Raw genomic sequence first — 26,171 nt, forward strand, 5'->3', positions numbered from 1 at the left:
GTGACACCTCCATCGCCGAGACGTCGGCGATGTCGCGGGTCATGGTGTCCAGGTCGTCCGCACCGGACTCCGCCGGCGCCGTCGTGCCGGGGGTCTGGTCTGCGGGCTGTGCGCTGTCGGTCATGCGATCCAGTGTCGGGTATGCGGGGCGCCCGGCCGGACGCGGCCCGGTCGATGCGGGCCGATTCGGAGTGCGGGCCGGTCGTCGCGTACAGTGGTGCTCCGCAACACGCCGCCCGGTGTCCGGTTCGCCCTGCCGGGTGGTATTGTGGTGCGTCGACCGATCGGGCACGGAAGTGATGTGCTCGACACGCAAGCGGAGGCTCCGTCTCCCACCTGATCGACCTGGCGGTCGACGGGTCACGGTCCGGCGCGGATCACCTCGGTGGTCCGAGGCGTGGTCTTCCCGTTCGGGAAGAAGCACGCCGGTCGTCGGTGTTATGGAGCCTCGCATGCGTCCCATGCGGGGCTTTTCGCATGTCGGGCTCGGAATCGGGCCCGTCGTGCAAGGAGACCCGCACGGTTGACGGTGAGGAGTTACGTGGCCGCGGGACGGAACCGCCGACCACTTCAGGAATCGAGGAGGCCCCATCAGCGCCGAGCCCCGCATCAACGACCGGATTCGCGTCCCCGAGGTGCGACTCGTCGGTCCCAGCGGCGAGCAGGTCGGGATCGTTCCGCTTGCCAAGGCCCTGGAGCTTGCCCAGGAGTACGACCTCGACCTCGTCGAGGTCGCGGCCAACGCCAGGCCGCCCGTGTGCAAGCTCATGGACTACGGCAAGTTCAAGTACGAGTCGGCCATGAAGGCCCGTGAAGCGCGCAAGAACCAGGCGCACACGGTCATCAAGGAGATGAAGCTCCGGCCGAAGATCGACCCGCACGACTACGAGACCAAGAAGGGTCACGTCGAGCGGTTCCTGAAGCAGGGCGACAAGGTCAAGATCACCATCATGTTCCGTGGTCGCGAGCAGTCCCGCCCCGAGCTGGGCTTCCGACTGCTGAAGCGCCTCTCGGAGGACGTCCAGGAGCTGGGCTTCGTCGAGTCCAGCCCGAAGCAGGACGGCCGCAACATGATCATGGTTCTCGGTCCGCACAAGAAGAAGACCGAGGCCATGGCCGAGGCTCGTGAGGCCCAGGCCGCCCGCAAGGACGCGCGCCGTGGCTACGAGCAGGGCACGGCCCCGGCCGAGGGCGGCGCCGAGGCCGAGGAGACCGTGGTCGAGGAGACCGTCGCGACACCTGCTGCGACCCCCGCGGACGAGGGCTGACCCCCGGTCGATCCGCGACCCCAAGTTCCACACACATCTGTGCCTGCCCGGCGGGATGCCGGGCAGGCACGGCACGACGAGGAGACAGCGGCGACATGCCGAAGAACAAGACGCACAGTGGTGCCAGCAAGCGCTTCAAGATCACCGGCTCCGGCAAGGTGCTCCGCCAGCGCGCCGGTCGCCGTCACCTGCTCGAGCACAAGCCCTCGACGCTGACCCGCCGCCTCGCGGGCACGGTCGTCGCCGCCCCGGCCGACGCCAAGAAGATCAAGAAGCTGCTCGGCAAGTGAGCCACGTGCGCCTGCCCCCGCGAGCCTGACGGCGGCGCGGAGGCGGCGGGCGCCGGTCCCAGTCGTACCCCGGGTCGGGGTCACCACGCCCCGGTCTGAAGTCAAGGAGTTCATCAAGTGGCACGCGTCAAGCGGTCGGTCAACGCCCAGAAGAAGCGCCGCGTCATCCTGGAGCGCGCGAGCGGTTACCGCGGGCAGCGCTCGCGCCTGTACCGCAAGGCCAAGGAGCAGGTCACCCACTCCCTGGTCTACAACTACAACGACCGCAAGAAGCGCAAGGGCGACTTCCGTCAGCTGTGGATCCAGCGCATCAACGCCGCTGCCCGCCTGAACGGCATCACCTACAACCGCTTCATCCAGGGTCTGAAGGCCGCCAGCATCGAGGTGGACCGCAAGATGCTGGCCGAGCTCGCGGTCAACGACCCGACGGCGTTCGCCGCGCTGGTCGAGGTCGCGCAGAAGGCGCTTCCGGCGGACGTCAACGCGCCGAAGGAAGCCGCCTGATCTCTCGGGCATCCCGGTGGGTCTCCGCACCGGACGCCGCGGCCACGTGCCGCGGCGTCGGCGGAGGCCCATCGGTACATCCGGGGCCGGAACAGCCCGCCGCTGGCAGAACGCAGGAGGAACGGTCGCACCCATGGCGATTCCCGAGCTGACCTCCACCCGCTCACCCCGCGTGGTGGCGGCCCGGCGGCTCGCCAAGCGGGCGTTCCGGGCCGGTGAGCGGCGTTTCCTCGCGGAGGGCCCGCAGGCCGTACGCGAGGCCGTGGCCCGGCCGGGCACCGCTGTCGAGGTGTACGCCACCGCCGAGACCGCCGAGCGCTACCCCGACATCGTGGCCGCCGCGGAGGCGTCCGGCGTCCCCGTGCTGCGGGCGAGCGCCGAGGTCGTCGCGGCCGTCAGCCAGACCGTCACGCCGCAGGGCATGGTCGCGCTGTGCCGGTTCGTCGACGTACCGCTCGCCGAGCTGACCGAGCCGCACGTGCCCGACCTGGTGGCGGTGCTCGCGCACGTACGCGACCCCGGCAACGCCGGAACGGTTCTGCGCGCCGCGGACGCGGCGGGTGCCGAGGCGGTCGTGCTGACCGACGCGTCCGTGGACCTGTACAACCCGAAGACCGTGCGGGCTTCGGTGGGGAGCCTGTTCCACCTCCCGGTCGTCGTGGAGGCTCGGGTCGAGGACACCGTCGCGCGGCTGCGCGCGGCCGGGCTGCGCATCCTGGCGGCCGACGGCGCGGGCGCCGCCGACCTGGACGACGAGTTGGACGCCGGCGGGCTCGACGGGCCGACGGCGTGGATTTTCGGCAACGAGGCGTGGGGCCTCCCTGAGGAGATCCGCGCCCTCGCCGACGCGGTGGTGCGCGTCCCGATCCACGGGCGCGCGGAGAGTTTGAACCTGGCGACGGCCGCGGCCGTGTGCCTGTATGCGTCCGCGCGGGCGCAGCGCGGGAGTTCGGGCTGCCGGACGAAGCACGACGGGTAGCGCGGGCGTGCGCCCGCGTACGCCACGGGCGCGCAAGGAAATGTGGCCGCGTGACTGTCGAGCCTCGCGGCCCGTTGGAGTAGTGTGACCGGCCCGGAGCATCTGCTTCATAGGGGTGTGCCATTCCGTGGGGGGCCCCGGAATGGTGCGACTCCTCGGCCGTGTGGGTCGGAAGGGGGCCGATGAACGTGGACGCGGATCCGTACGGACCGGACGCGCTGGCGGGGCTCGGCGCGGACGCGCTGCCCGACGGCCTGGTCATCGCCGACGCCGCCGGCGCGGTGTGCCTCTTCAACGCGGCGGCGCAGCGCATCACCGGCATCCGGGCCGAGGACGCGCTCGGCAAACACCTGGGCGACGCGCTGCCGTTGGAGGACATCGACGGCCGCCGCTGGTGGGTCTGCACCGACCCGTACGGAGGCCTGGGCATCCGCACCCGCCAGCCGGAGCGCAACCTCGTGCTGAACGGGCGCGAAGTGCTCGTCACCGCCTCCTACGTGCGCAGGAACGGTGCGAACTCCCCGGTGACACACGTCGTCGTCGCGTTGCGCTGTACGTCCGCGCGCCGCCGCGGCGAGCGCAACCACGCCGAACTGATCGCGACCGTCGCGCACGAGCTGCGGTCGCCGCTGACCAGCGTCAAGGGCTTCACCGCCACGCTGCTGCGCAAGTGGGAGCGCTTCACCGACGAGCAGAAGCGCCTGATGCTGGAGACCGTCGACGCCGACGCGGACCGCGTCACCCGCCTGATCACCGAGCTGCTCGACATCTCCCGCATCGACTCCGGACGCCTGCAACTGCACCGCGAGGTGGTCGACCTGCGCGAGGCGGTCGACCGGCACGTACGCGCGCAGATCGCCTCCGGGCAGCCGGAGGACCGTTTCCGCGTGCGCTGCGACGAACCGCTCCCGCAGACGTGGATGGACCGCGACAAGCTCGACCAGATCCTCGGCAACCTCCTGGAAAACGCCGTGCGCCACGGCGCCGGAGCCGTCACCATCGAAATGGTCAGGACCCGCTTCGGCCCGGACGAGGGGCCCGAGGCCGGCGAGGTGCCCGACGGGCGCCGCCGCGCCGGTGCCGGAGCCGCGGCCGACGGCGGCACCGCGGAAGTCGGTGACGAAGGGACGGAGATCACGGTGAGCGACGAGGGCCCGGGTATCCCGGACGAGTTGCTCGGCCGCGTCTTCACGCGCTTCTGGCGCGGCAACCGCCGCGGCGGCACCGGCCTGGGGCTGTACATCGTGAAGGGCCTCGTCGAGGCGCACGGCGGCACGATCGACGTCGGCCGCGCGGCGTGCGGCGGGGCCAGGTTCCGATTTCGCCTGCCCGCGGGCATGCCGGACGTTCTGGCCTGACCGCGGGCGGTTCCAGGTACGCGGCCCAAACCACCTAGACTCGACCCGTCGCCCCGTACTCTCCCGCGGCCCGACGCCGCGAAGCCGGAGTATGAGGCCGCCCGGCTTCGACCGGAGACCCCGCGGGCGAGCATCCCTACAGGAGCACTGGAATCAGATGTCGGCACCGAACAAGTCGTACGACCCGGTCGAGGTGGAGTCGCTGAAACCGGAGGAGGTCGACAAGGCGCGCGATGCGGCACTCGCCGCGTTCGCCGCCGCCGGCGATCTCGACGCCCTTCACGAGGCGAAGATCGCGCACACCGGCGACCGCTCTCCGCTCGCGCTGGCCAACCGCGAGATCGGCGCGCTGCCGCCGCACGCGAAGGCCGAGGCCGGCAAGCGCGTGGGCCAGGCCCGCGGCGCGGTCAACCAGGCGCTCGCCGCCCGCCGGGCGGAGCTCGAGGCGGAGCGCGACGCGCGCGTCCTCGTCGAGGAGACCGTCGACGTCACGCTGCCGTGGGACCGCGCCCAGCGCGGCGCGCGGCACCCGCTGACGACCCTCGCGGAGCGCGTCGGCGACGTCTTCGTCGCGATGGGCTACGAGGTTGCCGAGGGTCCCGAGGTCGAGGCCGAGTGGTACAACTTCGACGCCCTCAACATCGCTCCGGACCACCCCGCCCGCACGATGCAGGACACCTTCTTCGTGCAGGCCGCCGACGGCACCGCGGACTCGGGCGTCGTGCTGCGCACCCACACCTCGCCGGTGCAGATCCGCACCATGCTCACGCGCACGCCGCCGATCTACGTGATCTGCCCGGGCCGCGTCTACCGCACCGACGAGCTCGACGCCACGCACACCCCGGTGTTCGGCCAGGTCGAGGGTCTCGCCGTCGACAAGGGCCTGACCATGGCGCATCTCAAGGGCACCCTGGACCACTTCGCGTCCTCGATGTTCGGCGAGGGCATCGTGACGCGCATGCGCCCGTCGTACTTCCCCTTCACCGAGCCGTCGGCCGAGGTCGACCTCCAGTGCTTCGTGTGCCGCGGCGCGTCGGTGGGCGACCCCGACAACCCGTGCCGCACCTGCCGGTCCGAGGGCTGGATCGAGTGGGGCGGCTGCGGCATGGTCAACCCGCGGGTGCTCGTCGCGTGCGGCATCGACCCGGGTGAGTACAGCGGTTTCGCCTTCGGCATGGGACTGGAACGCACGCTGATGTTCCGTCACAACGTCGAGGACATGCGGGACATGGTCGAGGGTGACGTGCGCTTCACCCTTCCGTTCGGGATGGAGATCTGATGCGGGTCCCGCTTTCTTGGCTGCGGGAGTACGTCGACCTGCCGGCCGGGGCCTCCGGCCGCGACGTCGCGGACAAGCTCGTCGGCCTCGGCCTCGAGGTCGAGACGGTCGACCAGCTCGGCAGCGACCTCAAGGGGCCGCTCGTCGTCGGCCAGGTCCTGGAGATCGAGGAGCTGGAGGGCTTCAAGAAGCCGATCCGCTTCTGCCGGGTCGACGTCGGCGACGCCAACGGCACCGGCGAGCCGCAGCAGATCGTGTGCGGCGCGACGAACTTCGACGTCGACGACAAGGTCGTGGTGATCCTCCCGGGCGGCGTGCTGCCCGGCGGCTTCGAGATCTCGGCGCGCAAGACGTACGGCAAGCCGTCCGAGGGCATGATCTGCTCGGCCCGCGAACTGGGCATGGGCGAGGACCACAACGGCATCATCGTGCTGCCCATCGAGGTCGAGGTCGGCTCCGACGCGATCGACCTCCTCGGCCTGGTCGACGAGGTGCTGGACATCGCGGTCACCCCCGACCGCGGCTACTGCCTCTCGCTGCGCGGCGTCGCCCGCGAGGCGGCCATCGCGTACGGCATCCCGCTGCGCGACCCGGCCCTCCTCGACGTGCCCACGCCCAACTCGTACGGCTACCCGGTCGCCGTCGAGGCATCCGACGGCTGCCGCCGCTTCGTGGCCCGGACCGTCGTCGGCGTGGACCCCGCCGCGCCGTCGCCGCTGTGGCTCCAGCGCCGCGTCCAGATGGCCGGCATGCGCCCGATCTCGCTCGCCGTCGACGTCACCAACTACGTGATGCTCGAACTCGGCCAGCCGCTGCACGCGTACGACCGCACCGCCCTCCAGGGCACCATCACGGTCCGCCGCGCGCACGAGGGTGAGAAGCTGACGACCCTCGACGGGGTGACGCGCGTCCTCGACCACGAGGACCTGCTGATCACCGACAAGAGCGGTCCGATCGGCCTGGCCGGCGTCATGGGCGGCACGACCACCGAGATCGGTCCCGAGACGCGCGACATCGTCATCGAGGCCGCCAACTTCGACCCGGTCTCCATCGCCCGCACGGCGCGCCGCCACAAGTTGGGCTCCGAGGCTTCGCGGCGCTTCGAGCGCGGCGTCGACCCCGAGGCCGCCCGCGCGGCCGCCCAGCGGGCCGTCGACCTGCTCGTGCTGCTCGGCGGCGAGGGCGCGGTCGCCGAGGCCGGGGTCACCGAGGTCGACGAGCCGCGCGAGCCGGTGCGCATCGGCATGGGTGTGGACCACCCGACCAACGTCGCGGGCATCGCCTACTCGGCGGAGACGGTCGCGCAGCGCCTCCAGGAGGTCGGTTGCGCGGTCGAGGGCATCGACGCCCTCACCGTCACGCCGCCCACCTGGCGGCCGGACCTGACCGACCCCAACGACCTCGCCGAAGAGGTCATCCGCCTGGAGGGCTACGACCGCGTCCCGTCGTCGCTACCGCAGGTGCCGGCCGGCCGCGGACTGACCGCCGCCCAGCGGCTGCGCCGCCGCGTCGGCCGCGCGCTCGCGGGCGACGGCTACACCGAGGTGCTGAACTACCCGTTCGTCGGGGACGCGGTGTTCGACGCCTTCGGGCTCGACGCCTCCGACCCGCGCCGGGCCACGGTCAAACTGGTCAACCCGATCTCCGACGAGGAGCCGGGGCTGCGCACCACGCTGCTGCCCGGGCTGCTCACCGCGCTGCGCCGCAACATCGGGCGCGGTAACACGGACGCCGCGCTGTTCGAGGCTGGCCTGGTGTTCCGGCCCAAGGCCGAGCGCCCGGTGGCGCCGCGCCTGCCGGTGGACCGGCGTCCGACCGACGAGGAGCTCGCGCAGCTGGCCGCCGCGTTGCCCGACCAGCCGTATCGCGTCGCCGTCGTCCTTGCGGGCGAGCGCGCGCCGTCGGGCTGGTGGGGGAGCGGTCGGCCGGAGAGCTGGGCGGACGCCGTCGAGGCCGCCCGTACGGTCGCCCGCACGGTCGGGGTGGAGCTGACGGTACGTCAGGACCGGCATGCCCCTTGGCACCCCGGCCGCTGCGCCGCGCTGCTCGTGGGCGACACGGTCGTGGGCCACGCCGGAGAGCTGCACCCGCGGGTCGTGAAGGCGCTGCAGCTGCCGGAGCGCACCAGCGCGATGGAGCTGGACCTCGACCTGCTGACCGCTTCGTTGGCCGCGGACGGCGGCGAGCGGCTCGCGGCGGCGGGCCACATCTCGGCCTTCCCCGTCGCGACCCAGGACGTCGCGCTGATCGTCGACGAGGCCGTGCCCGCGGCCGAGGTCGAGGCGGCGCTGCGTGAGGGTGCGGGTGAACTGCTGGAGTCGCTGCGGTTGTTCGACGTCTTCACCGGCGAGCAGGTCGGCGGGGGCCGGAAGTCGCTGGCGTACGCGCTGCGGTTCCGGGCGGCCGACCGCACGCTGACCGCCGAGGAGTCCACGGCCGCGCGCGACGCGGCGGTGGCGCTGGCGGCGGAGCGTACGGGCGCGGTGCTGCGCGGGGCGTGACCCCGGCGCGGTTCCGCCGCGGACGGTACGGCCGAGGGCCCCGGAAGACACTCCCGGGGCCCTCGGCGTTGCCGCGGTCGTGCGGCGGGGCTCAGCGCTGCGGGTCGTCGGGACCGTAGGGGCGCAGGTGCAGCCGCCGGGCGTCGGACTCGGCGAGTTCGGCCGCCCGTGCCGCGAGGGCGCCGAGGTCGTCCTTGCCGGCGTGCAGGAAGCGTCCCGAAAGGGCGTCGAGGCGGCCGTGCGCGACGGCGACCACGGCGTCGAGGAACAGGTCGATGTCGTACCAGTCGGTCTTGCCCTCGAACATGTCCATCGCCGCGGTCATGTCGGTGGCGACCGCGCCGGGGGAGATGTCGAAGACGTACACGCCGTGCTCGGCGAGCGGCGCGGCGATGGTGTCGGTGAGGCGCATCAGCGCCCCCTTGGACACCGAGTACGCCGAGTAGTGCGGGTCCGGACCGACCGCGAAGCCGCTGCCGAGGTTGACGATGCGGCCGTGGCGGCGGGCCACCATGCCGGGCAGCACCGCCCGGTCGATGTTTGCGGGGCCGCGCAGATTGGTCTCGACGACGTCCCACCACTGCGCGAAGTCGGCTTCCCAGAAGGGGACTTCCTTGGCGTCGATGAGCCCGGCGTTGTTGACGACCAGGTCCAGCGGGCCGAGTGCGGCCTCGGCCTCGCGTACGGCCCGCGAGACGGCCCGCGGATCGGTGACGTCGGCGACGACCGCGGTCGCGCGAGCGCCGCTGCGGGTCAGGTCGGCGTGCACGTCCGCGACGGAGGACGGCGAGCGGCCCAGCAGCGCGACGGCGATGCCCTCGTCGGCCAGGCGCTCGGCGACCGCCCGGCCGATGCCGCGTCCGGCACCGGTGACCAGCGCCGTCGCGGTCACGAGGATTCCCGGCCCGGGATGGTTTCGAGCGTGAACATCTTCTCGAGGTACCCCTCGGGGAGCTCTTCCACGCCGCAGACCTTCTTCATGGCCTCGTGCGGGTTGTTCGGGAACCGGAAGGTGGTGCGTTCGACCGATCCGGTGAGGTTCTTCCAGAACCGTTTCCAGGACATCGGCTCGGTGACCGAGTCCTGCAGTTCCTTGAGCTTCCCGCGGTTCTCGTCGCCGCAGGTGAGCGCGAACTTCGCCTGCGCGACGCGCAGCGGGTCGATGCCGGGCGGCAGGATGGCGTCGGTCGGCGCGTACATCGCGAACAGCCACGCGATGTCGAGTTCCTTCTCATGGCCGGGGCGGCCGCGCCCGGTCAGCTCCTGGTGCGCGGCGAGCGGCGAGGCGAGGCCGAGGATGTCGATGGAGCGGCCGTTGAGGGGGACGGCGGCGCCGCTCATGCCGAGGTTCAGCCACGAGGCGGCGTACGGTGCCGGGTCGTCGGGCTTGAGGGGGGTGACGTAGAAGCCGTCGTACCAGGGGTAGATCAGCACGTGCTGGTGTTCGCTCTTGGCCACGCGCACGGCTTCGGGGAAGCGCGGATAGTGCGCGAGGTAGTCGTCGGCGGTGACCGGGTGGGCGATGCCCATCGCGTCGACGTAGAAGCCGCGCTCGTCCGCGATGATCTTGTTGGGGCTCAGCCCGGTGTACGGCACGCGCAGGACGAACCCGCAGACCAGCGCCCACACGACGACCACGCTCGCGACCGGCAGCGCGAGGCGACCGGACGGGACCAGCAGGATCGGCAGCAGAGCGACGAACAGCGCGGGGAGCATCATGCGCGCGTGCATGAAGTCGCCGCCGACCTTGACGACGTACAGGCCCATCAGCGCCGCGACGATCACCGGCATCACGAAGACGGCGGTGCGCCCGGCGTCCTCGCGGGCGAGGGCCTTGGACCCGGTCGGGCGCATGCGCACCACGAGCGTGGCCACGACCATCGCGCTGAGCGCGAGGATCGGGAGCCACAGGCCGTAAGGGGCGATGAAGTCGCGGGCGTACGTCCCGCCGCGCCGCCAGTCGCTGCCGGATGCCTCCTTCGCTATGGCCGGGAGCGGCAGCAGCACGCCGTAGTAGCCGGCCCGGAAGATCTCGTACGCGACCGGCAGCGCCGCGGCGACACCCAGATGGGCGAACACCGCGCGCAGGCGCGGCCGCCGCACGAACCACAGCGCGACCAGGAACCCGGCGCTCGCGATGGCCAGGTCGGGGCGCACCATCGGGCCGAGGCCGGCCAGCAGGGCGAGCGGGTAGGTGACACGCGCTCGGCTGTGCAGCAGCGCGCGTACCAGCAGCCACCAGCAGGCGGCCGTCCACAGCGTGGTCAGGCCGGTCTCCAGGCCCGAGGTCGCGAAGTCCCAGATCGGCGGCAGGGCGAGGAGCACGGCGACGCCGGCCGGGAGCAGCAGTCGGCCGGGGGCCAGCGGCTGGTAGAGGCGCCGGGTGGCGTCGAGGGCGAGCGCGTATCCGGCGGTCGCGCACAACAGGCCCAGGTAGACGGCGATGCGGCTGATGTCGGCGCCGGTGGCCCAGCCGACCAGCACCAGCAGCCACTGCCACACGGTGCTCGTCGACGCCTCGGCGCGCTCGCCGACGTTGTAGACGGGGCCGTGGCCCGCGAGGATCTGACGCACCGTACGGGTGAAGATCAGGCCGTCGTCACTGATCCAGCGCCGGGCGAACCCGAGAACGAGGATCACCGCGGTCGGCAGCACGACCATCAGGGTGTTCCAGCGCTTCGCCAGTTGCGTACCGCGCGGGGACTCGTCCTGCGCTTGTCCTAGGCCGGTGCGCCGCGACAGCACACTGACGAGGCTCATGTTTCGGGGACTCCAGATGGGCCGGTGCGACGGGTGACGGGGGACGGGCATGGGGGACCCGGGTCTCGCGGGGATCACCTGATTACGCGCAGGTTACCGTCACGATAGCGGGTGTCGCGTCCCGTGGCGGGTATGGCCCGGCGCGGGTTCACGCGCCGGGCCGCGGCCGTTTCCAGGCCTACTTGCAGAATTTCTTCTCGGCGTCGACCGGGTTCGACGGGATGCGCAGGGTCGTGCGGTCGTAGGCGCCCGTGAGGTTTTTCCAGAACCGCTTCGCGGACATCGGTTCGGTCACCGACTCCATCAGTTCCTTGACCGGTCCGCACTCCAACGTGCGCTTGGCGGCGGCGATCTGGTCCTGCGGAGCGACCGACGGGGGGATGTCCCGGAACGCGGCCGGGTCGACGTACATCGCGATCGCCCACGCCACCGGGAGCAGCTTCTGGTGCCCGGACGGCGACGGGTGGGTCTGCTCGATGTGCGCACCGATGGGGTTCGACAGCCCCCACACGTCGACCACTATGCCGTCGATCGGCACGACCGCGCCGCCCGCGCCCAGCCGGCCGATGACCAGCCCGACGGGGTAGTCGAGATCCTTACGCAGCGGCAGGCCCTGCGGGACGATCTTGCTGAAGTCCCCGAAGTTGGGGTCGAACAGCAGGACCCGGTCGCCGTCCTCGATGGCGTGCACGATCTGGCTGTACGTCTTCTGCAGCGTGCGCACGTGGGCCTGCTGGCTGACCGGGTGGTCGGACTGCGTCCAGGTCAGGTACATGTCGCGCTCGTTCCACACCTGCGGCAGGTAGATGCCCTGGATGTGCGGCGAGGTGACGTGGCCGGTGCGCTGGAAGCCGCCGGTGAACACGGCCCACGCGCACAGGGCGGCCACCAGCGGGGCGGAGAGCTTGGTGAACGGCGTGAGTGCGAGCGGGAGGACGGCCAGCAGCAGGACCGGCATCCACATGCGGCCGTGCATGAAGTCGCCGCCGACCTTGACGACATACAGGCCCTGGAACGCGGCGCAGACCAGGGGGGTGAGTGCGACGATCATCGTGCGGCGGGCGGGGCGGATGCGGAGCACCAGCACCACGATCAGCGCGGCCAACAGCAGCGCGGGGATCCACAGGTCGTACGGTTTGACGTAGTCCTTGAGGTAGACCCACCCGCGGTCCCACGGCGAGTCCGACGCCTCCTTGGTGAGGGCCGGCATCGGGAAGAGCAGGCCGTAGTAGCCCATGCGGAAGATCTCGTACGCCACAGGCAGGAAGCCGGCCGCGGCGAGCATGCCCGCGCAGCGCTTCCAGTTCGCCCGGGTGAGCAGGGCGATCGCCACCAGGAAGATGAGCATGGTCAGGCCGAGGTCCGGCCGGACCAGCGGGCCGAGGCCGACGTACGCGCTGGTCAGCAGCAGCCGGCGCAGGCTCGTCTCGTCGGGCTCGCGCTGCCACACCGAGGTGAGCAGGGCCCAGGACGACCCCACCCAGAAGATGATCAGGCCCGTCTCCATGCCCGCGGTCGTGAAGTCCCAGACGGACGGCACGGCGACGAACACCAGCGCGCCGGCGGGCAGCAGGAAGCGTCCCGAACTCGCGCCGCGGTACAGGCGGCGGGTGCCGTCCAGGGCCAGCCACAGGCCCGTCACCGACAGGGCGAGGCCGAGGTAGACGGCGGTGACGGCGAGTTGCCAGGGGCTGATCCAGTCGACCGCGACAAGGAGCCACTGCCACGCGGTACTTGTGGAGGTCTCGGTGCGCTCCCCGGGGCTGTACACAGGGCCGTTGCCCTCGAGGATCTGGCGGACGGCGCGGGTGAAGATGAGCCCGTCGTCGGTCATCCACCGCTTCTGCCAGCCCATGACCGCCAGGATGATCGTGGGTATCGCCATCACGACCAGGTCGGCCGGGCGCACCGCGCGCAGCCGGGTCTTGAGGCGTTCGCCGAAGGTTCCTGGGGCCTGGGACGGGGACTCCGGAGCCGTGGTCTCGATCCGGTGGTCCGATCCGAGGGGAGTGGTCACTTCGTCTCGTTCGTCTCTGGGCGCGCAAGCTGCCGCGCGACGGTCGGGTTCCGCGCCCTGGACACAGTGCTGCGAACGGGCGCGTGGCTGTGAGTGAAAGGCCAGATTCTAACGTAGGACGCCCAGGTCACGGGCGCGCCGCCGGGGTGGGTACCGGGCTCGATGATGGCCGGGAATTTACCCGTGTGATGTCCGCTGGATCCCTGTCTGGGGTGCCCTCGCCCCACGTTCGGCCGAATGGGGGGCGGGTGCGGGCGGGGCCCTGTCGAGGCAGCGCCGTTCACGGGATATCTTGATGTCGAGCAATGTTGCAGACGTGGAGCGGAGCACCCGGTGACTGACTCGACCATCATCTATACGCACACCGACGAGGCCCCGGCCTTGGCGACGTACTCCTTCCTGCCGATCATCGAGGCGTACGCCTCGACGGCCGGCGTCGCGGTCGAGACCCGCGACATCTCCCTGGCGGGCCGGATCATCGCCGGCTTCCCGGAGTACCTGGAGGAGGGGCAGCGTATTGATGACGCGCTCGCGGAGCTGGGCGAGCTGGCCAAGACCCCCGGGGCCAACATCATCAAGCTGCCGAACATCTCGGCGTCGATCCCGCAGCTCAAGGCCGCGATCACGGAGCTGCAGCAGCAGGGCTACGTGCTGCCGGACTACCCGGACGACCCGCAGACGGACCAGGACAAGGACGTCCGCGCGCGCTACGACAAGGTCAAGGGCAGCGCGGTCAACCCGGTGCTCCGCGAGGGCAATTCGGACCGCCGCGCCCCCGCGTCCGTGAAGAACTTCGCCAAGGCGCACCCGCACCGCATGGGCGCCTGGACCCCCGAGTCGAAGACGAACGTCGCCACCATGGGCGCCGACGACTTCCGCTCCACCGAGAAGTCCGCCGTCGTCGCCGAGGACGGTGCGCTGCGCATCGAGCTCGCCGCCGCGGACGGCACGACCACCGTGCTGCGCGAGTCCGTACCGGTGCTCGCGGGCGAGGTCGTCGACGCATCGGTCATGCGCGTCGCGAAGCTGCGTGAGTTCCTGGCCGCCCAGGTCACCCGGGCCAAGGCCGACGACGTACTGTTCTCGGTCCACCTCAAGGCCACGATGATGAAGGTCTCCGACCCGATCATCTTCGGTCACGTCGTACGCGCCTTCTTCCCCAAGACGTTCGCGCGCTTCGGCGACACGCTCGCCGCGGCCGGCCTGACCCCGAACGACGGGCTCGGCGGCATCCTCAAGGGCCTCGAGTCGCTGCCCGAGGGCGCCGAGATCAAGGCCTCGTTCGACGCCGAGATCGCCGAGGGCCCGGCCCTGGCGATGGTCGACTCCGACCGCGGCATCACCAACCTGCACGTGCCGAGCGACGTCATCGTCGACGCCTCGATGCCGGCCATGATCCGCACCTCCGGCCACATGTGGGGCCCGGACGGCGAGGAGGCCGACACGCTCGCGGTGATCCCGGACAGCAGCTACGCCGGCATCTACCAGGTCGTCATCGACGACTGCCGGGCACACGGCGCGTACGACCCGGCGACGATGGGCTCGGTGCCCAACGTCGGCCTCATGGCCCAGAAGGCCGAGGAGTACGGCAGCCACGACAAGACGTTCGAGATCGCCGCCGAGGGCACCGTGCGCGTGGTCGACGCGTCCGGCGCGGTCGTGCTGGAGCAGCCGGTCCAGCCGGGTGACATCTTCCGCATGTGCCAGACCAAGGACCTGCCGATCCAGGACTGGGTGAAGCTCGCCGTCACGCGCGCCCGCGCCACCGGCAACCCGGCCGTCTTCTGGCTCGACGCCGACCGCGCCCACGACGCGCAGCTGATCGAGAAGGTCCGCAAGTACCTCGGCGACCACGACACCGCCGGCCTGCAGATCGAGATCATGGCGCCGGTCGACGCGATCGCGTTCTCCCTGGAGCGCATCCGCCGCGGCGAGGACACCATCTCGGTCACCGGCAACGTGCTGCGCGACTACCTGACCGACCTGTTCCCGATCCTCGAGCTCGGCACCAGCGCGAAGATGCTGTCGGTCGTCCCGCTGATGAACGGCGGCGGCCTCTTCGAGACCGGCGCGGGCGGCTCGGCCCCCAAGCACGTGCAGCAGCTGGTCAAGGAGAACTACCTGCGCTGGGACAGCCTGGGCGAGTTCCTGGCCCTCGCCGTCAGCTTCGAGCAGCTCGCGCAGACCACGGACAACGCCCGCGCGCAGATCCTCGCGGACACCCTCGACCGCGCGACGGGCACCTTCCTCAACGAGAACAAGTCGCCGGCACGCCGCGTGGGCAGCATCGACAACCGCGGCAGCCACTTCTACCTCGCGCTGTACTGGGCGCAGGAGCTGGCCAAGCAGACCGACGACGCGCCCCTCGCCGAGGCGTTCGCCGCCCTCGCCAAGACGCTGGCGGAGCAGGAGCAGACGATCAACGAGGAGCTGATCGCGGTCCAGGGCTCCCCGGCCGACATCGGCGGCTACTACCAGCCCGACCCGGCCAAGGCCGCCGCCGTCATGCGTCCGTCGGCGACCTTCAACAAGGCCCTCGCGTCGCTGGCCTGACCCGGCCGCCGGTCCCCAGACCGTGTCTTCCTGGGCCGGCAACTGCGGTGAGACACCACCCGAGCGCCCCGCGCGGCACCTGCCGCACGGGGCGCTCGGCGCTCAGGACAGCGCGAGGACGCAGAACTCGTGGCCTTCCGGGTCGGCAAGGACCGTCCACGGGGTGTCGCCCTGGCCGAGGTCGTGGTCGGTGGCGCCGAGCGCGCGCAGCCGGGCGACCTCTGCTGCCTTGTCGTCGCCGGGGTACGGCAGTAGGTCGAGGTGGATGCGGTCCGGCACGGTCTTGGTGCCGCGCGTGCGGAGGAACTCGAGGTACGGGCCGACGCCCTTGGCGGAGCGCAGTCGCGCGATGCCGTCGGTCACCTCGTGCAGGGTCCAGTCCACGGCCTCGCCCCAGAACCGAGCCATGGCGTGCGGGTCCTCGCAGTCGACCACGATCGCGGCGATCGGCCCGGTGTCCCGGTAGATCTCCCGGGGCTCCAGCACGCAGAACTCGTTGCCCTCGGGGTCGGCGAGCACCGTCCACGGCACGTCGCCCTGGCCCACGTCGGCGGGCGTCGCACCGAGGGTCCGGAGCCGGGCGACCAACTCGGTGTGGTGGGCCGCGGAGGTGGTGGCGAGATCGAGGTGCGTGCGGTTCTTGGCCGCCGTCTTGGGTTCCGGGACGGGGACGACGTCGATGCCGACAGCGACCGGGTCCGGCCAGACGAAGTCGTCGGCGGGTCCGACGTAGGTGGTCGCGCCGGGGCTGAAGGCGTTCCAGCCGAGCGCTTCCGCCCAGAAGCGGCCGATCGCCGGCGCGTCTAGGGCTTTGATGTTCACCTGAGCCGGTCGCAGCACCATGCCGGCGATCCTAGGTCGCGGCCCTGCGGCGACGCCGGACGTATCGTCGACCATGCCCGAAGTATCGTCGTAATCGTCGTAAATGGAGCGTCGGCCGACGGCGGGACGGCGCGGCGACCGCGGAACGTGTTTGCATAAAACTTCGCTCCTCCGTATATTCATTCCGTCGGGAGGAGGCGACCATGGGGGTCACGGCGGCACTGGCGGGAGCCAGCGGCTATGCGGGCGGAGAGATTCTCCGGCTGCTGCTCGCACATCCACACTTCGAGGTCGGCACGCTCACCGCGGGGTCCAACGCCGGCCAGCGCCTGGGCGCGCTGCAGCCGCACCTGGTCCCGTTGGCCGACCGCGTGCTGTCCGAGACGACGGTCGACGCGCTGGCCGGGCACGACGTCGTCTTCCTCGCCCTGCCGCACGGGCAGTCCGCGGAGATCGCCCGGCAGCTCGGCGACGACGTGCTCGTCGTCGACTGCGGCGCCGACTTCCGGCTCCACGACGCGGCCGACTGGGAGCACTTCTACGGCTCCGAGCACGCCGGCACCTGGCCGTACGGCCTGCCGGAACTGCCCGGTGCGCGCGATCTGCTGCGCGGCACCAAGCGCATCGCCGTGCCCGGCTGCTACCCGACGGTCTCGCTGCTCAGCTGCTTCCCGGCGTTCGCCGAGGGCCTGGTCGAGCCGGACGTCGTGATCGTCGCCGCGTCCGGCACCTCGGGTGCGGGCAAGTCGCCGAAGACGCACCTGCTCGGCAGCGAGGTCATGGGGTCCGCGAGTGCGTACGGCGTCGGCGGCGTGCACCGGCACACCCCGGAGATCGGCCAGGGCCTCGCCGCCGTCGCGGGCGGGCCGGTCACGGTCTCCTTCACGCCGACCCTCGTCCCGATGTCGCGCGGCATCCTCGCGACCTGCACGGCGAAGATCAAGCCGGGCGTGAGCACCGCGCAGGTGCGCGAGGCGTACGAGAAGGCGTATGCCGCCGAGCCGTTCGTCCACCTCCTGCCCGAGGGGCAGTGGCCGGCGACGGCCATGGTCTACGGCGCCAACACGGCGCTGATCCAGGTCACCGTCGACGAGCGGGCCGGGCGACTGGTCGCCGTGGGCGCGATCGACAACCTGGCCAAGGGCACCGCGGGCGGCGCGGTGCAGAGCACGAACATCGCCCTCGGCCTCGCCGAGGACCTGGGACTGAGCAAGACGGGGGTTGCACCGTGAGCGTCACCGCAGCAGCAGGATTCCGGGCGTCGGGCGTCGCGGCCGGCCTCAAGACGACCGGCGCGACCGACGTCGCCTTGGTGGTCAACGACGGCCCGTCGCTCGCGGCCGCGGGCGTCTTCACCGCCAACCGCGTGCAGGCCGCTCCGGTCCTGTGGTCGCGGCAGGTGCTCACCGGCGGCCGACTCCAGGCCGTGGTGCTCAACTCCGGCGGCGCCAACGCCTGCACCGGCCCCGAGGGCTTCCAGAACACCCACCGCACCGCCGAGCAGGTCGCCACGGCCCTCGGCCTCAACGCCGGTGAGGTCGCGGTGTGCTCGACCGGCCTGATCGGCCTGCAGCTCCCGATGGACAAGCTGCTGCCCGGCGTCGACGCGGCCGCGGCGGAGCTGTCCGCGGACGGCGGCGAGGCCGCGGCCGTGGCCATCAAGACCACCGACACCGTGCACAAGGTCGCGACTGCGGGCGGCACCGGATGGATCGTCGGCGGCATGGCCAAGGGCGCGGGCATGCTCGCCCCCGGCCTCGCCACCATGCTCGTCGTGCTGACCACCGACGCCGACGTCCCCGCCGACGCGCTGGACACCGCGCTGCGGGCGGCCACCCGCACCACGTTCGACCGGGTGGACTCCGACGGCTGCATGTCGACCAACGACACCGTGCTGCTGCTCGCCTCCGGGGCGTCCGGAGTCGCGCCCGAGACGGGCGAGTTCGCCGAGGCGGTGCGCGCCGTGTGCGCCGACCTCGCGCGCCAGCTCATCGCCGACGCCGAGGGGGCGAGCAAGGACATCGCCGTCGAGGTCGAGGGCGCGGCCACCGAGGCCGACGCGCTCCAGGTCGCCCGGTCGATCGCCCGCAACAACCTGCTCAAGTGCGCGATCCACGGCGAGGACCCCAACTGGGGCCGGGTGCTCTCGGCGATCGGCACCACCTCCGCCGAGTTCGACCCGGACCGGCTCGACGTCGCCATCAACGGCGTGTGGGTCTGCAAGGGCGGCGCCGTCGGCGAGGACCGCGACCTGGTCGACATGACCGGCCGCGAGGTGCGCATCACGGCCCGGCTCAACGCGGGCGGCGAGGCCGTCACCGTGTGGACCAACGACCTGACCGCCGAATACGTCCACGAGAACTCGGCGTACTCGTCATGACTGCTGCAACCGACCAGAACCCGTCCGGGGGGAGCACAGTGAAGACCGAGTCCGTGGGCAAAGCGATCCGGGCCGCACGCCACAACGTGGCGCTCGGCAAGGCGCACACCCTCATCGAGGCACTGCCGTGGCTGGAGCACTACTACGGCAAGACCGTCGTCATCAAGTTCGGCGGCAACGCCATGGTCGACGACGCACTCAAGCGCGCCTTCGCCCAGGACGTCGTCTTCCTGCGCTTCGCCGGCCTCAAGCCGGTGATCGTGCACGGCGGCGGCCCGCAGATCAGCGCGCACCTGGACAAGCTCGGCCTGGAGTCCACCTTCGCGGGCGGCCTGCGGGTCACCACCCCTGAGGCCATGGACATCGTGCGCATGGTCCTCGCGGGCCAGGTGCAGCGCGAAATCGTCGGCCTGGTCAACGAGCACGGCCCGTTCGCGGTCGGTATGACCGGCGAGGACGCGCACACCATGACCGCCGAGAAGCGGCACGCCGTCGTCGACGGCGAGCTGGTCGACATCGGCCTGGTCGGCGACATCGTCGAGGTCAACCCGGGGGCCATCGCCGCGCTGCTGGAGGACGGCCGCATCCCCGTCATCTCCTCGGTCGCCCGCGGCGCCGACGGACACGTCTACAACGTCAACGCCGACACCGCCGCCGCGGCCCTGGCTGCGTCCCTCGGTGCAGAGCGCCTGGTCGTGCTCACCGACGTCGAAGGCCTCTACGCGGACTGGCCCAACAGCGACGAGGTCATCAGCCGCCTCGACGCCGACGAGTTGGCGGAGCTGCTGCCGACGCTGGCCAGCGGCATGGTCCCGAAGATGGAGGCGTGCCTGCGCGCCGTGCGGGCCGGCGTCAAGGCGGCCCACGTCCTCGACGGCCGGGTCGCGCACTCGCTGCTGCTCGAGGTGTTCACCGACGAAGGCGTCGGGACCATGGTCGTCCCGGCACAGAACCAGGGGGCGGGCGCATGACGGAGCAAAGCGGGACGGCGGCCGGGGCGCCGGGCCACCCGGAGACCAACGAGGCGTACCAGCAGCGTTGGGGCGGTGCGCTCATGCCGTCGCTCGGGCAGCCGAAGGTCGCTCTGGTGTCCGGCAAGGGCGCCCATGTCGTGGACGCCGACGGCCGGGAGTACACCGACTTCCTGTCCGGGGTCGCGGTCAACGTGCTGGGCCACGCCCACCCGGCGATCATCGACGCGGTCACCACGCAGATCTCCACGGTCGGCCACGTCTCGAACCTGTTCATCTCGACCCGCGCCGTCGAACTGGCCGAGCGGATCCTCGGCCTGACCGGCCGGGACGGCCGGGTGTTCTTCTGCAACTCCGGCGCCGAGGCGAACGAGGCGGCCTTCAAGATCGCGCGTAAGACCGGGCGGCCCGAGGTCGTCACGGCCGAAGGCTCGTTCCACGGCCGCACGATGGGATCGCTCGCGCTGACCGGCCAGCCCGGCAAGCGGGAGGGATTCGAGCCACTGCCCGGCGGCGTGAAGTACGTCCCGTTCGGCGACATCGACGCCCTCGACGCGGCGGTCACCGAGCGGACCGCGGCCGTGCTCCTGGAGCCCATCCAGGGCGAGTTCGGCGTACGGCCGCTGCCGCCCGGCTACCTCGAACGGGCCCGCGAGATCACCACCGAGCGCGGCGCGCTGCTCATGCTCGACGAGGTGCAGACCGGCACCGGGCGCACCGGCTACTGGTTCGCGCACCAGGACCCGTACTTCGGGGGCGTGCAGCCCGACGTCATGACCCTGGCCAAGGGCATCGGGGGCGGCCTGCCGCTCGGGGCGTGCGTCGCGTTCGGTGCCGCCGCGGAGCTGCTGGCCCCCGGCCAGCACGCCTCCACGTTCGGCGGAAACCCGGTGTGCTGCGCGGCGGGTCTCGCGGTGTTCGACACGCTGGCCGCCGACGGGCTGCTGGACCGGACCCGCGCGCTCGGCGCGCACATCAAGGCCGGCGTCGAGGCGCTGGGACACCCGTTGGTCGATCATGTGCGTGGCGCGGGCCTGCTGCTGGGTATTGTGCTGACCGCACCCGTCGCGGGTCAGGTCGCCGACGCCGCGGGCGACGCCGGCTTCCTGGTCAACGCGGTGGCGCCGGACGTCATCAGGCTCGCTCCTCCGCTGGTCGTCGACGACGCCGACGTGGCCGAGCTGATCGCGGCGCTGCCCCAGATCCTCGACGCGGCGTCCGCCGCTTCGGCCGCGGGAGGCTCCCGGTGACCATCACGCACGCGGTGCCGCACCCGCGCGGCCGACGACGAGTCCGAAGGTAGGCGAGGTCGTCATGAGCAACGAGCAAGAGACCATGCCCACGCCCGCCCCCGAAGGCGTGTACGCGGTGCCGAGCACCCGTGCCGCACGCCACGGGCGCATCGTGGACATCCTGACCCGGCACCGCATCCGGTCCCAGGCGCAACTTGCCGCGCTGCTCGCCGACGACGGCCTCGCCGTCACCCAGGCCACGCTGTCGCGCGATCTCGACGAGTTGGGGGCGGTGAAGATCCGCGACGGCCAGGGCGCGCTGATCTACGCCGTTCCCGCGGAGGGCGGCGACCGCACCCCGCGCGTACCTTCCGACGACTCGGTGAGCGAGGGCCGGTTGGCCCGGCTCGCCGGGGAGCTCATGGTCTCGGCGGAGGCCTCCGGCAATCTCGTCGTGGTCCGTACCCCGCCCGGAGCGGCGCAGTTCCTCGCCTCGGCGATGGACCACGCCGACAGCCGCGAGATCCTGGGCACAATCGCGGGCGACGACACCATCCTGCTGGTGTGCCGCGACCCCGAGGGCGGGGCCGCACTGGTCGCCCATCTGGTCGCGCTCGCCGAGGGCGGCCGGTCCGCGGCGGCGCGAGACTGAGGACCGGGGTCGCCGGGGACACCCTTGCGGGGCTTGGCGCAGGCCCCGCCGAAGACCCGCGACACCTGAACACCGGAAGACCCGAACAACGGAAGACCCGATCACCCGATCACCCGAAGATTTGCGGCACTGGAGGGACCTGACCCACCCGGGGCGCCCGAAGACCCGCAGTACTGAGGCCCGAAGCACCTGAGGCCGGAACACCCGCAGGACCTGAACGAACGCCGCCGATCCGCCCGGCTCGGCGGCTGAACCGAATGGAGCAAGGCTCGTGACCGAGCGCGTCGTACTCGCATACTCCGGAGGGCTGGACACCTCGGTCTGCATCGGCTGGATCGCTGAGGAGACCGGCGCCGAGGTCATCGCGGTGGCCGTCGACGTCGGCCAGGGCGGCGAGGACCTCGAGGTCATCCGCAAGCGGGCGCTCGCCTGCGGTGCGGTCGAGGCCGAGGTGGCGGACGCCCGCGACGAGTTCGCGGACGAGTACTGCCTGCCCGCGATCAAGGCCAACGCCCGCTACATGGACCAGTACCCGCTGGTCTCCTCGCTGTCCCGGCCCGTCATCGTGAAGCACCTGGTGTCCGCCGCCAAGAAGCACGGCGCCACCACGGTCGCGCACGGCTGCACCGGCAAGGGCAACGACCAGGTCCGCTTCGAGGTGGGCATCGCGTCGCTGGCCCCCGAGCTCAAGTGCATCGCGCCGGTGCGCGACTACGCGATGACCCGCGACAAGGCCATCGCCTTCGCGGAGGCCAACAGCCTGCCGATCGCCACCAGCAAGAAGTCGCCGTACTCGATCGACCAGAACGTCTTCGGGCGGGCGGTGGAGACCGGGTTCCTGGAGGACATCTGGAACGGCCCGATCGAGGACGTGTACGAGTACACGCAGAACCCGGCGACGCCGCGCGACGCCGACGAGGTCGTCATCACCTTCAGGTCCGGCGTTCCGGTCGCGATCGACGGCCGCCCGGTCACCGTCCTGCAGGCCATCGAGGAGCTGAACCGCCGGGCGGGCGACCAGGGCGTCGGCCGTATCGACATGGTCGAGGACCGGCTCGTCGGCATCAAGAGCCGGGAGATCTACGAGGCGCCGGGTGCCATCGCGCTCATCACCGCGCACACCGAGCTGGAGAACGTCACCGTCGAACGCGAGCTGGCCCGCTACAAGCGGCAGGTGGAGCAGCGCTGGGCGGAACTGGTGTACGACGGCCTGTGGTTCTCGCCGCTCAAGCGTGCGCTGGACGGCTTCATCGCCGAGGCGAACGAGCACGTGTCCGGGGACATCCGCATGACCCTGCACGGCGGCCGTGCGACGGTCACCGGTCGGCGCAGCGAATCGTCGCTGTACGACTTCAACCTGGCCACGTACGACACGGGCGACACGTTCGACCAGTCGCAGGCCAAGGGCTTCATCGAGATCTTCGGCCTGTCGAGCAAGATCGCGGCCGGCCGGGACCTCAAGCAGTAAGGTCGGGCCCGCGTGACCCGTGCAACCGGTACCAGGGAGAAGGCAGGAAAGTGACGAACGAGCAGGAGACCACCCGTCTGTGGGGCGGCCGGTTCTCCGACGGCCCGAGCGAGGCGCTGACGAAGCTGTCGGCATCGGTGCATTTCGACTGGCGGCTCGCGCCGTACGACATCGCCGGTTCACGCGCGCACGCCCGTGTCCTGCACAAGGCCGGGCTGCTGGCCGACGACGAGCTCGCCCGCATGCTGGAGGGCCTGGACCGGCTGGAGGCGGACGTCGCCGCCGGCACGTTCACCGCGACCGTGGCGGACGAGGACGTGCACACCGCGCTGGAGCGCGGCCTGCTCGAACGCCTCGGCCCCGACCTCGGCGGCAAGCTGCGCGCGGGGCGCTCGCGCAACGACCAGATCGCCACGCTGGGCCGGATGTACCTGCGCGACCACGGGCGCGCGATCGGGTCGCTGCTCGCCGACCTCCAGGAGGCCCTGGTCGGCCAGGCCGAGGCCAATCTCGACGTCGCGATGCCGGGCCGCACCCATCTCCAGCACGCGCAGCCGGTGCTGCTCGCCCACCATCTGCTCGCGCACGTCCAGGCGTTCGCACGGGACGCGGACCGGCTGCGGGACTGGGACCGCCGGGCGGATGTATCGGCGTACGGCTCGGGCGCGCTCGCCGGCTCGTCACTCGGCCTCGACCCGGAGTCGGTGGCCCGCGACCTGGGCTTCAGCGCCTCGGCGGGGAACTCCATCGACGGCACCGCGAGCCGCGACTTCGCGGCGGAGTTCGCGTTCGTCACCGCGATGCTCGGCGTCAACCTGTCGCGGTTGGCGGAGGAGATCATCATCTGGAACACGAAGGAGTTCTCCTTCGTCGACCTGCACGACGCGTACTCCACCGGCTCGTCGATCATGCCGCAGAAGAAGAATCCGGACATCGCCGAGCTGGCGCGCGGCAAGTCCGGGCGCCTGATCGGCAATCTGACCGGGCTCATGGCCACCCTCAAGGCCCTCCCGCTCGCGTACAACCGCGATCTGCAGGAGGACAAGGAGCCGGTGTTCGACAGCATCGACACGCTCGAGGTGCTGCTGCCGGCGTTCACCGGGATGGTCGCGACGCTGCGGTTCCGCCGCGAGCGCATGGAGGAGCTGGCGCCGGCCGGGTTCTCGCTCGCGACCGACATCGCGGAGTGGCTGGTCAAGCAGGGCACGCCGTTCCGCATCGCGCACGAGGTGGCGGGTGCCTGCGTCAAGTACTGCGAGCCGCGCGGCCTCGAACTGTGGGACCTCACGGATGCGCAACTGGCCGAGATCTCGCCCGAGTTGACGCCGGAGGTGCGCGGCGTGCTGACCGTCCTCGGCTCGATCCGCTCGCGGGACGGGCGCGGTGGTACGGCACCGGTCCGCGTCGCCGAGCAACTGGCCGAGCTGCGCGACGACTTGAAGGTCCAGCGGGAGTGGGCGCAGGGCTGACCCGGCGCAGTACGGCATCGGGCCCGGCCGCCACGCCGCAAGGCGCGGGCCGGGCCCGATCGGGCATCCGGGGGATCAGCCGCCGGTGAGGCTGCGGATGCTGCCGGCGTAGGTGATCTTCGAGGCTTTGACCTCGTAGCCGTAGATCGCGCCGGAGCCGGCGAACTCCCCGGTGGCGCGGTCGAATGCGTACTCCTTGACCGGGCTCTGGTAGCGGATGGCGCGGATGGCGCCCTTCATCGCCGCGCGGGTGGGCTTCTGGCCGCCGAGCGACTTGATCGCCGCGACGACGAGGTTGACGACGTCGAACGCCTCGGCGCAGTAGGTGCCCGGTTTGTCGGAGAACTTCGCCTGGTACGCGGCCGCGAAGTCCCGCAGTGCGGGCTCGGCGTTGGCGTCCACCGCGGGGACGGTCAGGAACCAGCCCTCGGACGCCGCGCCGGCGAGTTTGACGAAGTTGTCGTCGGCGACGCCGTCCGGCCCGACGCGCGCTCCCTTGTAGCCGGCTTCGGTGAGGTCCATCGCGAACGGCGCCGCGTCCTGGTAGTAGCCGGCGTAGACCACGGCGGCGACATTGGAGTTCTTCGCCTCCAGCGCGGCGGCGACGGAGTCCGGTGTGTCGCGCGCGATGCTCCGGGGTGTGACGGTGGCGGCGTTGCCCACACCCTTGCGGACGGCCTCGGCGAGACCGGTCGCGTACTCGGACTTGTCGTCGACCACCAGGACCGAGGCGGCCTTGACCTTCTTGACCAGGTAGTTCGCGATCTCGGTGCCCTGGTTGTAGTCGTGCGGGGTGGCGCGGTTGAAGAAGGAGTACCCCATCTGGGTGAGGGACGGGTTGGTCGCGGACGGGGAGACGCAGGCCAGACCGGCGTCTTCGTAGAGGTTGGCGGCCGCGCGGGTGGGTCCGGAGAATACCGGTCCGACGACCGCGATCACCTCCGCGTCGATCAACTTCCGGGCGGCGGCGGGGGAGTTGGCCTCTTTGGCCTGGTCGTCCGCGCTCACCAGTTCGACGGTGAACGCCAGGTCGCCCCGCTGGTTGGCCTGCTCGACGGCCAGCGTCACGCCGTTTTGCACGTTGATGCCCAGCGCCGAGTTCTCGCCGGAGAGTCCGGCTTGCAGGCCGATCTTGTACACCGGCTTGGGTGCGTTCGGCGAGGAAGTGCTGCCGCCTTGCGCGGGTTTGGTGGGGTCGCCCGTGGCGCCGGGGCCATCGCCCACGCTCTCGGCGCCGTCGCCGCCCCCGTCCGACCTGGTCAGCAGCCAGGCGGCGATGCCGCCGACGGCGGCCACCGATGCCGCGGCGCCGCCTATCAGCAGGGCGCGGCGCTTGGGGTCGGCCGAGCTGTCGCGCCCGCTCGAACCGGAGCCCGCCGGGCCGACGAGGTGTGCCCCGGGCGGGGGCATGGCGCCGTACGGCGTGGGCGGTGGGCCGTACGCGGGCCCGGGCGACGGGAACGCCCCCGCAGGAGTCGGCTGTTCGTGCAGGTTCGGTGCCTGCGGGGGCGGATAGGCCAGGCCGGACGGGGCCAGGAAGGGCTGTCCCTGCGCGGGCGGCCGCGGGTGCGGGTGTCCGGACTGCGGCGCCCCGGACAGCGGCGCCCCGGACTGCGGCGCCCCGGACTGCGGCGCCCCGGACTGCGGCGCCCCGGACTGCGGCGCCCC

The 26,171-nt window shown here is 71.6% G+C and carries 20 protein-coding genes; 15 read left to right on the top strand and 5 right to left on the bottom strand.

Annotated elements, in window-relative coordinates:
- Nucleotides 1-635 precede the first annotated feature (635 nt).
- From infC to pheT, 7 genes are all read left to right on the top strand, one after another.
- Nucleotides 636-1,268, top strand: coding sequence for a translation initiation factor IF-3 (infC, locus tag AB0C36_RS34335; protein WP_435839172.1), 633 nt, complete (start codon nucleotides 636-638; stop codon nucleotides 1,266-1,268).
- Between the two features lie 95 nt (nucleotides 1,269-1,363).
- Nucleotides 1,364-1,558, top strand: a complete 195-nt coding sequence (gene rpmI, locus AB0C36_RS34340; RefSeq protein WP_358362135.1) for a 50S ribosomal protein L35 — start codon at nucleotides 1,364-1,366, stop codon at nucleotides 1,556-1,558.
- A gap of 117 nt (nucleotides 1,559-1,675) precedes the next feature.
- A complete protein-coding gene (rplT, locus tag AB0C36_RS34345) occupies nucleotides 1,676-2,062 on the top strand; it encodes a 50S ribosomal protein L20 (RefSeq protein WP_358362137.1) in 387 nt (128 codons plus the stop codon).
- Between the two features lie 133 nt (nucleotides 2,063-2,195).
- Nucleotides 2,196-3,041, top strand: a complete 846-nt coding sequence (locus AB0C36_RS34350; RefSeq protein ID WP_358362139.1) for a TrmH family RNA methyltransferase — start codon at nucleotides 2,196-2,198, stop codon at nucleotides 3,039-3,041.
- 182 nt (nucleotides 3,042-3,223) lie between these two features.
- Entirely contained in the window at nucleotides 3,224-4,399 is a 1,176-nt protein-coding gene (locus tag AB0C36_RS34355; protein WP_358362140.1) for a sensor histidine kinase, read from the top strand.
- A gap of 157 nt (nucleotides 4,400-4,556) precedes the next feature.
- The gene (gene pheS / locus AB0C36_RS34360) at nucleotides 4,557-5,678 is read left to right on the top strand and encodes a phenylalanine--tRNA ligase subunit alpha (protein WP_358362141.1); all 1,122 of its coding nucleotides are present in this window, start codon (nucleotides 4,557-4,559) and stop codon (nucleotides 5,676-5,678) included.
- Nucleotides 5,678-8,179 carry a phenylalanine--tRNA ligase subunit beta gene (gene pheT, locus AB0C36_RS34365; protein ID WP_358362143.1) on the top strand — a complete coding sequence of 834 codons (2,502 nt, stop codon included), beginning with the start codon at nucleotides 5,678-5,680 and terminating at the stop codon, nucleotides 8,177-8,179. The genes pheS and pheT overlap by 1 nt, the downstream gene beginning before the upstream one ends.
- 91 nt (nucleotides 8,180-8,270) lie before the next feature.
- Here pheT and AB0C36_RS34370 read toward each other — a convergent pair whose 3' ends face one another.
- From AB0C36_RS34370 to AB0C36_RS34380, 3 genes are all read right to left on the bottom strand, one after another.
- Nucleotides 8,271-9,071, bottom strand: coding sequence for an SDR family NAD(P)-dependent oxidoreductase (locus AB0C36_RS34370; RefSeq protein ID WP_358362144.1), 801 nt, complete (start codon nucleotides 9,069-9,071; stop codon nucleotides 8,271-8,273).
- Nucleotides 9,068-10,939, bottom strand: coding sequence for an arabinofuranosyltransferase AftB family protein (locus tag AB0C36_RS34375; protein WP_358362145.1), 1,872 nt, complete (start codon nucleotides 10,937-10,939; stop codon nucleotides 9,068-9,070). Before AB0C36_RS34375 ends, AB0C36_RS34370 begins: the two co-directional genes overlap by 4 nt.
- Nucleotides 10,940-11,117: 178 nt before the next feature.
- Nucleotides 11,118-12,956 (bottom strand): arabinofuranosyltransferase AftB family protein, encoded by a 1,839-nt coding sequence (locus AB0C36_RS34380; protein WP_358362146.1) that lies wholly within the window; start codon nucleotides 12,954-12,956, stop codon nucleotides 11,118-11,120.
- A 333-nt stretch (nucleotides 12,957-13,289) separates the two neighbouring features.
- On the opposite strand from AB0C36_RS34380, the gene AB0C36_RS34385 reads away from it, so the two are divergent.
- Nucleotides 13,290-15,509 carry an NADP-dependent isocitrate dehydrogenase gene (locus tag AB0C36_RS34385; protein WP_358362147.1) on the top strand — a complete coding sequence of 740 codons (2,220 nt, stop codon included), beginning with the start codon at nucleotides 13,290-13,292 and terminating at the stop codon, nucleotides 15,507-15,509.
- Between the two features lie 102 nt (nucleotides 15,510-15,611).
- Here AB0C36_RS34385 and AB0C36_RS34390 read toward each other — a convergent pair whose 3' ends face one another.
- On the bottom strand, nucleotides 15,612-16,352 hold the full coding sequence (locus tag AB0C36_RS34390) for a VOC family protein (RefSeq protein WP_358362149.1): 741 nt from the start codon (nucleotides 16,350-16,352) through the stop codon (nucleotides 15,612-15,614).
- A 182-nt stretch (nucleotides 16,353-16,534) separates the two neighbouring features.
- On the opposite strand from AB0C36_RS34390, the gene argC reads away from it, so the two are divergent.
- From argC to argH, 7 genes are all read left to right on the top strand, one after another.
- Nucleotides 16,535-17,563: an N-acetyl-gamma-glutamyl-phosphate reductase gene (gene argC / locus AB0C36_RS34395; protein ID WP_358362150.1), complete on the top strand. Its 1,029-nt coding sequence runs from the start codon at nucleotides 16,535-16,537 to the stop codon at nucleotides 17,561-17,563.
- On the top strand, nucleotides 17,560-18,711 hold the full coding sequence (argJ, locus tag AB0C36_RS34400) for a bifunctional glutamate N-acetyltransferase/amino-acid acetyltransferase ArgJ (RefSeq protein WP_358362152.1): 1,152 nt from the start codon (nucleotides 17,560-17,562) through the stop codon (nucleotides 18,709-18,711). The genes argC and argJ overlap by 4 nt, the downstream gene beginning before the upstream one ends.
- Nucleotides 18,712-18,749: 38 nt before the next feature.
- The gene (argB, locus tag AB0C36_RS34405) at nucleotides 18,750-19,682 is read left to right on the top strand and encodes an acetylglutamate kinase (RefSeq protein ID WP_435839173.1); all 933 of its coding nucleotides are present in this window, start codon (nucleotides 18,750-18,752) and stop codon (nucleotides 19,680-19,682) included.
- On the top strand, nucleotides 19,679-20,932 hold the full coding sequence (locus AB0C36_RS34410) for an acetylornithine transaminase (RefSeq protein WP_358362153.1): 1,254 nt from the start codon (nucleotides 19,679-19,681) through the stop codon (nucleotides 20,930-20,932). Before argB ends, AB0C36_RS34410 begins: the two co-directional genes overlap by 4 nt.
- Nucleotides 20,933-20,996: 64 nt before the next feature.
- The gene (locus tag AB0C36_RS34415; RefSeq protein WP_358362155.1) at nucleotides 20,997-21,566 is read left to right on the top strand and encodes an arginine repressor; all 570 of its coding nucleotides are present in this window, start codon (nucleotides 20,997-20,999) and stop codon (nucleotides 21,564-21,566) included.
- Between the two features lie 271 nt (nucleotides 21,567-21,837).
- Nucleotides 21,838-23,034 carry an argininosuccinate synthase gene (locus AB0C36_RS34420; RefSeq protein ID WP_358362156.1) on the top strand — a complete coding sequence of 399 codons (1,197 nt, stop codon included), beginning with the start codon at nucleotides 21,838-21,840 and terminating at the stop codon, nucleotides 23,032-23,034.
- A gap of 50 nt (nucleotides 23,035-23,084) precedes the next feature.
- The gene (argH, locus tag AB0C36_RS34425; RefSeq protein WP_358362158.1) at nucleotides 23,085-24,503 is read left to right on the top strand and encodes an argininosuccinate lyase; all 1,419 of its coding nucleotides are present in this window, start codon (nucleotides 23,085-23,087) and stop codon (nucleotides 24,501-24,503) included.
- 75 nt (nucleotides 24,504-24,578) lie between these two features.
- Here argH and AB0C36_RS34430 read toward each other — a convergent pair.
- A partial coding sequence (locus tag AB0C36_RS34430) for an ABC transporter substrate-binding protein (RefSeq protein WP_358362160.1) occupies nucleotides 24,579-26,171 on the bottom strand: 1,593 nt, incomplete at its 5' end.

Origin of the sequence: Streptodolium elevatio (assembly GCF_040649515.1) — a bacterium.
GTDB classification, from domain to species: Bacteria; Actinomycetota; Actinomycetes; order Streptomycetales; family Streptomycetaceae; genus Yinghuangia; species Yinghuangia elevatio.